We start from the raw sequence: 8,340 nt of genomic DNA, 5'->3' as shown, positions 1-8,340 counted from the left end.
CAATCTGGGATAGCTAATATTACGATTCGGGGAACATCCAACGGTAAAACTGTTGACGATACTTTCGTTGTCAATGTCGGTGCAGTCGATAATCCACCAACTGTCCTCAATCCGATTACAGATGTCAATGTTGACGAAGATGCAGCTAATACCGTCATTGATTTAACTAATGTCTTTAGTGATGTTGATGGAGATGTGATTGTTAAATCAGTATTCGTCAATAGTAATCCGGGATTAGTCACCGCTACCATCGTTGACAATCAGTTAACCCTTGACTACCAAGACAATCAATCTGGGATAGCTAATATTACAATTCGGGGAACATCCAACGGTAAAACTGTTGATGATACCTTTGCGGTAACTGTCGGTGCAGTCGATAATCCACCAACTGTCCTCAATCCCATTACAGATGTCAATGTTGACGAAGATGCAGCCAATACCGTCATTGATTTAACTAACGTTTTCACTGACATCGACAATGACATCGCTTTAATTGTTAAATCAGTATTCGTCAATAGTAATCCGGGATTAGTCACCGCTACTATTATTGACAATCAATTAACCCTCGACTACCAAGACAATCAATCTGGGATAGCTAATATTACAATTCGGGGAACATCCAACGGTAAAACTGTTGACAATAGCTTCACCATAACAGTTGCATCTGTCAATGATGCACCCACATTACAACAGAAAATAGCCAATCAAACCGCCACCGAAGGACAACCCTTCAGCTTCACCATTCCCCCTAATACCTTCAACGACGTAGATGGAGATAATCTCACCTACACCCTAGCCACAGGAACAGTCCTCCCCAGTAGCATCACCTTTGATAGCGCTACCCGTACCTTCAGTGGCACCCCCTCCGATACTGCTTCAGGTACTTATAACCTGACAGTAATCGCCAGCGACTCAGCCGGAGAAAAAGCCAACGATAGCTTTAGCCTCAACGTCCTCAACGCCGTCAACGGTAGCAGTAGCAGTGAAACCGTCAACGGTACTAGCGGCGACGACCACATCAATGCTGGTGCTGGTAACGATAGCGTCAACGGCGGTGAAGGCAACGATATTCTCGATGGTGGCATAGGAAATGACCGACTCGCAGGCGGTCCCGGTGACGACACCTACATTGTCGATAGCAGCCGCGATGTAGTCATCGAAAATGCTGGAGAAGGCAAAGATACCGTCAAATCCTCTGTCAATTACACTCTCACCGTCAACATCGAAGACCTCACCTTAGCAGGCAATGACAACACCAACGGCACAGGTAACAACCTAGATAATCTCATCACCGGCAACAGCGGCAATAACCTACTCAAGGGATTAGATGGCAACGACACCCTTATCGGTAGCGCCGGTAACGACACCCTGATTGGTGGAAAAGGAAATGATATTCTCACCGGCGGCGATGGCAGCGACTCATTCCTCTTTGGCAGTGGTGCTATCTTTAATACCAGTGATTTTGGAGTTGATAGTATCAGCGACTTTATCAAAGGAAGTGACAAAGTTATCCTGAGTAAAACCTCTTTCAATGCTCTTGTCAGTACCGTCGGTAATAGCTTACAAACCGCTGAATTTGCGACCATCAATGATGCTGCTAACGAACTAAATCTAGTTGGTTCCAGTAGTGCTAAAATCGTTTACAATTTAGCAACAGGTAATCTGTTCTACAATCAAAATGGGACAAGCAATGGCTTAGGTAATGGCGCACTTTTTGCCAACTTCAACGGTATCCCAGTGCTAAATGAGAATGACATTTTAATTCAAGCTTAAGTAAACAGCCAGCGAAATATACCATCTCACAATTAACCATATATCAGGAAAATTACTCATGTTTAAACTCCCAACTTTAACCTTAATTACTGTTGCTAGTTTGCTGGCTTCTAATCTTGAAGCCTCCCACGCCGCTGTTGTCAATGGAAGTTTTGAAACTGGTAATTTTTCTGACTGGAATACCAGTGGACAAGCGAGCGTTGAAACTTCAGGTTTTCAGGTTACACCGGTTAACGGAAATTATCAAGCAGTGTTACAAACTTGTCTTTTTATCGGTGCTTGTGATGACAATCAATCCTTGACTAATGCTAATGATTTAGAATCATTTCTCGGCTTATCAGTTAATGAGTTAAGCAATCTATCGGTTGTTGAAGGCTCCGCTATTAAACAGACTATTACTGCTAATGCTGGCGATATTTTCAGCTTTTCTTGGAATTTTCTGACTGATGAAGATGCGGCTGATGTAGATTACAACGATTTCGCTTTTTTTACCCTTAATAATACTTTATATTCTTTGGCAGATACTCAATCTAGTTTTCCAGTCAATCCTTCTTTTTCCCATTTAACGAAAGAAACAGGTTATCAAACCTACACGATACCAATATCGGTGACTGGAAATTATATTTTAGGGTTTGGGGTAGTTGATGTGGATAAGACAGGGGGAGGAAATGCTGCTGTAAATTCAGCTTTATTAGTTGATAATATCAAGCTTACTAATATTGCCAAAGTTCCTGAACCTGATACTCTTTTCGGACTATTATTAACTCTGGGATTAGCCAGCAAGTGCAAGCGCAATAATTGTTAACATCACCCGCTATCAAGAAAAAGGGTTTCTTAAAGAAACCCTTTTTCTGCGTCAGTATATCACAAAAATTGCTTCGGTGCTTCAAGATAACTGATAACTGATAACTGATAACTGATAACTGATAACTGATAACTGATAACTGATAACTGATAACTGATAACTGATAACTGATAACTGATAACTGATAACTGATAACTGATGACTGATTAATTCGTGATTAGTGAGATTGTAACTTTGAGAGTATTATCGGACTGGCTTTCGATTTTTATCCTTTTAATTGATCCGGCAAAAGGCGATCGAACGACGGCGATCGAGGATAACCGATCATCGATCGAGGAGATTCTCTCCTTAAGCTGAGTGAGCTTAAACTCTCGATCGAGATTTTGCTGGGATACGGTGATAGCAGATTGATTAGCCTCTTCATTCCGCCGCGCTATAGCGATCTGATATTCGTATTCCCTCTGATTTTGGCTTTCTTTGGCGGCTCTTAGCCTTGCTTGAGCGATTTCTAGCTCCGCTCTCGCGGATTCTACTGCTTCCTTTAGTGCGCTGATGGATTCGGTGCGCCCTTGCTGAACCTGCTTATATTCGGCTTCCCTAAACTTGTATTCTGCTTGGCGTTTCTCCCAGTTCGATCGCACTTCTTTAAGTTTTTCTGTCTCGTGTTCGAGCATTTCGGCTGGGATGCCCTTGACTTGGGCTATAGCTTCAATTTTTTTCTGCTGTAGCTCCACTTCCCGATAGGCTTGCTCGATCGCTGCTTTGGCAAAATCCACATTCGCCCGGGCCGTGATAAAAGGATCATTACTGAGGGCGCTTTGATAATTTCGCTGAGATTGGGAGAATTTTAGCTCTGCTTGCTGTATTGCCGCTTCCTCGATCGCAAAGCTGGCTGGTGGGATTTCCCGGATGGGGGGGGAGATTCTTAATTGCGGTACTGGTGTTTGTTCGATCTTGGCGATCGATAGCAGGGTTTCTCTTCGCTCCCTGTTAAGCCTTGATCGCTCCCCATCACGATCAGCGATTACCTGCCCCCTAGTGACTTTATCCCCTTCTCTCACCTTAAGATCGTTGGTATTGGCGATTGATAGGTTGATTTTCAGGCGCTTGGGTGTTGCGCTTTTGCTAGGGGTTAAGTTTATTTCCGCTTCTGGGGCTTTGTTTGTGGTTGAGGTCGGCTGTGCCAGTGCGATCGGTGCGGTTAGTAGTACAGCCAGAAGAATAGATCGGATCATGTCAGTTGAAGGGGGCTGGTGTGATGATTCTTGCTGTCAGGGTTCCATAGCCAAATTGCCCCGATAAAATCTCGATCGCTTTCTCAATCGGGCAGTAGGAGAGATCGATCAGGTTTCCAGTTTTGGTTAGGGTCGGGTATTGGTCGGGCGGGTTGGTGTTGAAAATATCATCGGGTTCATCTATTTCTAGCTTGCCGCTTAGATAGATGCCGCTTGTTTCATCAGCGAAGGCTTGCAGTATGCCCGTTACCTCATCATCATTAAAGGTGATCACCTTTTCGCGGGTGGTGGCCGTCTTTCCTGTTTCGGCGGTGATCCGGCTGATAGTGATTTGATCCTCGGTTTTGTAGATTCCCTTGGCATTTTGTACTATAAAATCTGTTCCCTCTTGGGCGATCAGAAAGAACCGACTATCGATCGAGGCTCGATCGCTTACCTTATTTCCTTGGATATTTACCCAGATATGATGATCCGCTCCGTATCGATTGTACGCGGCTTCCACGCCATCTTTAACCCCTAGCAATTGATTAAATGAGAGCATTAATCCGCCCGATGATTGCAGATTGATCGACCAGATCGAGAGTAATATCGCTAGACCTAGCACCCAATACTCGATCGTGCTGCCGGTTCGCAATCTGAAATTAGGATTATTCCCATAGATCGCCCGCACGGGTGAGGGATAAAATAGCCCCACGCCTTCCTTAGTAAAGGTATCGGAAAAACAGGATAGTAAATGTCCCAAGGGTAAACATAGCCAAAGTTTCAGGGAGAAATAATAGGCGATCGGTAGAGAGATCAGCGCGATAATCCCCGTCGCCATTAGTGAGTGGGTGATGGTTCTATGTGAGTATCTTTGTTCTATGAAGCTTGCGATCGGGTAACAAATTCTGCCCATCATTGATTTAGTGGTATCGAGATCGGGAAGTTGGGAGCCAATGATCGATAATCCAAGGCCTAGGGGCGTAATTTCGCCTAATAGTAGAGTAGTTCCCGCCACGGATAGGGCGGCGTGGGTGAGGGCCATCATATTATTTTTTTCCTAAAGGCTTTCTTCTTGCGGCTTGATTTAAGCCTATTCCCATATAGCGCAGGGATATTGCGATCAGCATTGCTATCCCTCCGAAAATATATAATGATCGATCGCCCAATCCCAAACCGACAAATCGGATAATCCCTAGGGCTGTAAAAATGGCATTGATAAAGGGCGCGACGTTGACGTATTCGCTTCCTTTTCCTTCTGGGAAATGTCGGCCTAGTTTCGCCTCTTGTACTGCTTGCTTGGCCAGCATGGGATTAGAGCCAGCGATCGATTGTAGGCGGGCTATTTTGCTAGGGGTTAACGAGAAATCGATCGCTATGGCTTCGCGAAACATGATTTCTCGGATTTGTGCCTCACTGAGGCGGCCTAGCTCGATTTTTGACATTTTTAGGAAGATGCCAGTTTTAATCTCTGCGATCGATAAAAGCACGAGGATTGCTCCCGTTTCTTGCACTATTTCTAGCCAATACAGTAGGGAGGCGGCCCATCGGTGGGCATTATCACAGATCAAAAGATAGCGATCGTTAATATTGTTCGCTATCTCCTGTTTAAGTGCGTCCCCCTTGAGGGGTTTTCCTTTCTCGTCAGTCGCGTCGATTTCCCACTGTTCGGCGATCGATTTCAGGGTGGCCGCTGTGCTGCCGCTATAGTTAGCCATTGCTATTTGGTAATCTTGGCCGATAACCCCTAGCAAAGTCTCGGCCAGGGTGGTCTTGCCGCTTCCAGCTTCGCCCACCACCAGTATTGATTTTCCCGCCTCGATCGCTGTGATCATTTCCCTAAGCTCTTGATCGTAGAGACTTAGGCGGCTTTCATTCTCGCGATCAGATTTAGCGCGTACTTCTCGGGGTCGATCGACTTTGGGGCTACAGCTTCCTCCGTAGCCCGAACCTTCGATCGCAGGTCTTCTGGCAGTAGATCAGGATTATCTTTGAACTGAGCCGCTAGTATATTCTGAGCCATGAGCAACCCTGCCGCCTGCTCCTGAGCTACGCGGATCAGTTGATTGATTTGGTTCCCTTCCTCTGCGGTCGTGTATTCGATCGAATCCGCCACGCTATCAATCGAGCCTGATTCTGATATTGCCAATTTCCCTGGTTTTGGGAAGTGGATCATTGCCTTGCCCTGCTTAATCCACTCATGGAGATCATCGAGGGTTTTAATTTCTGCCGAAAATAGAAAGCTTATTCCTTCGCTTTGCCGAATGCTTATCTCCAGGAATTCTAGGCGCTTATAGGTCACGCTCTTGCCAATTCCGTAGCGTTCATTTAGTTTCCCTATCAATTCCCCTTTTGATTCCGAGAGTAATTCTTTTGTATTTTCCATGTCTTTTATCCCTATAATTTTTAAAACTACCCAAATATTTATTTTTCGGGTAGGGGTGAAATTCCTCAATTTAGAGGGTTAAAGCGGTTTAGTCCGATTTTGCCTTATGGAAAAATATCACAGGCTTTCCTCTTGATTTCGGAATTTTGGTGATTTTAGTTTAAATTTTTTCCTCTTTGCTTTCCATAAAATCTTTATACTCTCTTAAGACTTTCCGGGCTTTGGGTGAATCGATCGCCTCCAGAATCTCGTTGATTGGCTTGCCTAGGCGATCGAGTTCTTGTATCTGCTCGATCTTTTCAGCGATCACATAGATCGATCGCTTCTTACCCCCGAACTCTACTTGATAGGATATCTGCGGGTACTTTTTCCCATATTTCCCATGATTGGCGTAGGTGGTGATAAAAGTCCCCGATCCGCTTCCTCGTCGCCGTCGTGGGCGCTTGGGTATTGCTTCTAGATTCCCTTCGGCTTCACTCAGGGTAAATCCTTCGGCTTCGCTCTGGGCTTGCTTTATGGGAGTGAATCGTTCGCATTCCTTCGCGGTTTCTTCTGTAAAATATTTCGGGCTGGCTAGGCAGGTAAGCAAGATGCTCGAAATCCTCTGGCAGAGAGAGCATGACAGACATTTGCTAGGGGTTAACTCTTCCATCGATGCTTCCTTATTCCCGTTAACCCCTAGCAAAGTTTTTTCAGTTTCGTCCTGCTGTAATTTGCTAGGGGTTAACTCTTCCATCGATGCTTCCTTATTCCCGTTAACCCCTAGCAAAGTTTTTTCAGTTTCGTCGTGGGGTGATTTGCTAGGGGTTAACTCCATTTCAAACAGGGTTCTCGATTCTGCTTTCTCTCTTAGAAGTATTCGTTTTCCCTTGCTTTGCTCCCATTTCTCCAACCAAGCAAGGGGATAGGCAAATTTAGTCGTCTCCTTGATGGGGATTTTTAGATAAATTTTTGTCCCGTCTGGTTTTGTTGCTTCGATTGTGCGGCTTGCTGTAGCTTCTATGTAGGTAAATTCCCACGTTAAGCCGCGAAAATTGAAAGAATGGGAATGATACCAATTATTGCTGTTCATTTTTAGCCCTTCCTTTGTATTTATCTATTTTTTGGGCGAAATCTGGTGCTATTTTTTCTAGGGATGCTCTTAATTCTTCTCTTGTGCAGCGTGTAAAGCTTTCTCCTGATTTAGCTCTTTGCCATGCGATTAATTCCCCTGGCCTCGATCGCATTCTGATCAAAGGCTCACCATGGCGATCTCGTGGCAGTAATTCTGGGGGAATATCCTCCGTGATTTCTCCTCTGGCGTATTGATACCATTCGAGAAATTCCTTTGATAGTTCCTTGCTTGAATTCCCCTGTATTTGGGAGATTTGATAGAGAAATACGGCGTATTTACTCTTTATTGTTGCTCTAGTTTCTTTTATGTGATTTATCGCTCTTTCTGCTTGGCACTCCCCATATTTCTCGATCGCTTCTTCGATCTTTTTATTGATTGGAATATCTAATTCCACAAGTTGATCAATTATTTTTTGGGAGATTTTGCTAGGGGTTAATTTTTCCTCTGAAAAAATATCATCACCAGCCTCATCCTTTGCGGTCTGGGAGGTCTTAATAGTCTTAATAGTCTTAGAGGCTTCCGAACCTTTGTCCTGTAAGGGTTCTAGCTCCCCTTGGCGATCCTGCTGTCGTTCTGGCGATCCTACTGTCGCCAAGGCGATCCTACTGTCGCCTTGGCGATCCTGCTGTCGCTTGGCGATCCTAGGATCGTCAAGCTCTTCTGTATTTGATGCTTTTGTCCGGCGATAGGTGAAGCTTTTGATTTCAAGCTCGATTAAGCCTAGTGATTCCAGTTTTTTAAGGGTTCGCTGAACTGTGCGCCGCGTTACGTCTAAGTTTTCCGCGATTACTGAGGTATCGAACTCTTGAAAGCGATCGCCAAAGGGATTGGCGGCCATTAAGTACAGATAGATTACGATCTCTGTCTCTGTCAGCTTTCCTGATAAGCTCGTTAGCTCGGTTACTGTGATTGGGTAGAATTTCTGCGTTATCATTGGTATAGAAAATATGGGATTTAGCCCTAGCCTTGTTTGCTGGGGTTATTTTGCTTTTTTGGGCTTTTTTAAGATGCTTTTGGTGGCGGTTCTTTGTTTTGTGCCATAATGGTT

The 8,340-nt window shown here is 44.7% G+C and carries 8 protein-coding genes; 2 read left to right on the top strand and 6 right to left on the bottom strand.

Going from position 1 to position 8,340, the window contains the following annotated elements; genetic code table 11:
- Together H6G48_RS25195 and H6G48_RS25190 are read left to right on the top strand one after the other, a co-directional pair.
- Positions 1-1,773, top strand: a 1,773-nt coding sequence (locus tag H6G48_RS25195) for a putative Ig domain-containing protein (protein WP_190723786.1), incomplete at its 5' end; no start/stop codon positions are given.
- Between the two features lie 58 nt (positions 1,774-1,831).
- Positions 1,832-2,578: a PEP-CTERM sorting domain-containing protein gene (locus tag H6G48_RS25190; RefSeq protein WP_190723785.1), complete on the top strand. Its 747-nt coding sequence runs from the start codon at positions 1,832-1,834 to the stop codon at positions 2,576-2,578.
- A gap of 206 nt (positions 2,579-2,784) precedes the next feature.
- Here H6G48_RS25190 and H6G48_RS25185 read toward each other — a convergent pair whose 3' ends face one another.
- From H6G48_RS25185 to H6G48_RS25160, 6 genes are all read right to left on the bottom strand, one after another.
- Positions 2,785-3,813 carry a putative HlyD family type I secretion protein gene (locus H6G48_RS25185; protein WP_190723784.1) on the bottom strand — a complete coding sequence of 343 codons (1,029 nt, stop codon included), beginning with the start codon at positions 3,811-3,813 and terminating at the stop codon, positions 2,785-2,787.
- Position 3,814: 1 nt separating this feature from the next.
- A complete protein-coding gene (locus H6G48_RS25180; RefSeq protein WP_190723783.1) occupies positions 3,815-4,840 on the bottom strand; it encodes a metal-dependent hydrolase in 1,026 nt (341 codons plus the stop codon).
- A 1-nt stretch (position 4,841) separates the two neighbouring features.
- Positions 4,842-5,627 (bottom strand): ATP-binding protein, encoded by a 786-nt coding sequence (locus H6G48_RS25175; protein ID WP_190723782.1) that lies wholly within the window; start codon positions 5,625-5,627, stop codon positions 4,842-4,844.
- Between the two features lie 26 nt (positions 5,628-5,653).
- On the bottom strand, positions 5,654-6,178 hold the full coding sequence (locus H6G48_RS25170; RefSeq protein ID WP_159250621.1) for a hypothetical protein: 525 nt from the start codon (positions 6,176-6,178) through the stop codon (positions 5,654-5,656).
- Between the two features lie 160 nt (positions 6,179-6,338).
- Positions 6,339-7,250 carry a hypothetical protein gene (locus H6G48_RS25165; RefSeq protein ID WP_190723781.1) on the bottom strand — a complete coding sequence of 304 codons (912 nt, stop codon included), beginning with the start codon at positions 7,248-7,250 and terminating at the stop codon, positions 6,339-6,341.
- Positions 7,237-8,226: a helix-turn-helix domain-containing protein gene (locus H6G48_RS25160; RefSeq protein ID WP_277925747.1), complete on the bottom strand. Its 990-nt coding sequence runs from the start codon at positions 8,224-8,226 to the stop codon at positions 7,237-7,239. Before H6G48_RS25160 ends, H6G48_RS25165 begins: the two co-directional genes overlap by 14 nt.
- Positions 8,227-8,340: the final 114 nt, after the last annotated feature.

The organism is Microcystis flos-aquae FACHB-1344 (assembly GCF_014698375.1).
Taxonomy (GTDB): Bacteria; Cyanobacteriota; Cyanobacteriia; order Cyanobacteriales; family Microcystaceae; genus Microcystis; species Microcystis aeruginosa.
The sequence above is the reverse complement of the archived record's forward strand: the minus strand, read 5'-3'. Positions and strand labels throughout refer to the sequence as shown.

Excerpts from the sequence above, each read along its gene's own strand:
- H6G48_RS25185 (WP_190723784.1), bottom strand. The coding sequence starts at position 3,813 with ATGATCCGATCTATTCTTCTGGCTGTACTACTAACCGCACCGATCGCA.
- H6G48_RS25170 (WP_159250621.1), bottom strand. The coding sequence starts at position 6,178 with ATGGAAAATACAAAAGAATTACTCTCGGAATCAAAAGGGGAATTGATA.
- H6G48_RS25175 (WP_190723782.1), bottom strand. The coding sequence starts at position 5,627 with ATGATCACAGCGATCGAGGCGGGAAAATCAATACTGGTGGTGGGCGAA.
- H6G48_RS25180 (WP_190723783.1), bottom strand. The coding sequence starts at position 4,840 with ATGATGGCCCTCACCCACGCCGCCCTATCCGTGGCGGGAACTACTCTA.
- H6G48_RS25190 (WP_190723785.1), top strand. The coding sequence starts at position 1,832 with ATGTTTAAACTCCCAACTTTAACCTTAATTACTGTTGCTAGTTTGCTG.
- H6G48_RS25165 (WP_190723781.1), bottom strand. The coding sequence starts at position 7,250 with ATGAACAGCAATAATTGGTATCATTCCCATTCTTTCAATTTTCGCGGC.
- H6G48_RS25160 (WP_277925747.1), bottom strand. The coding sequence starts at position 8,226 with ATGATAACGCAGAAATTCTACCCAATCACAGTAACCGAGCTAACGAGC.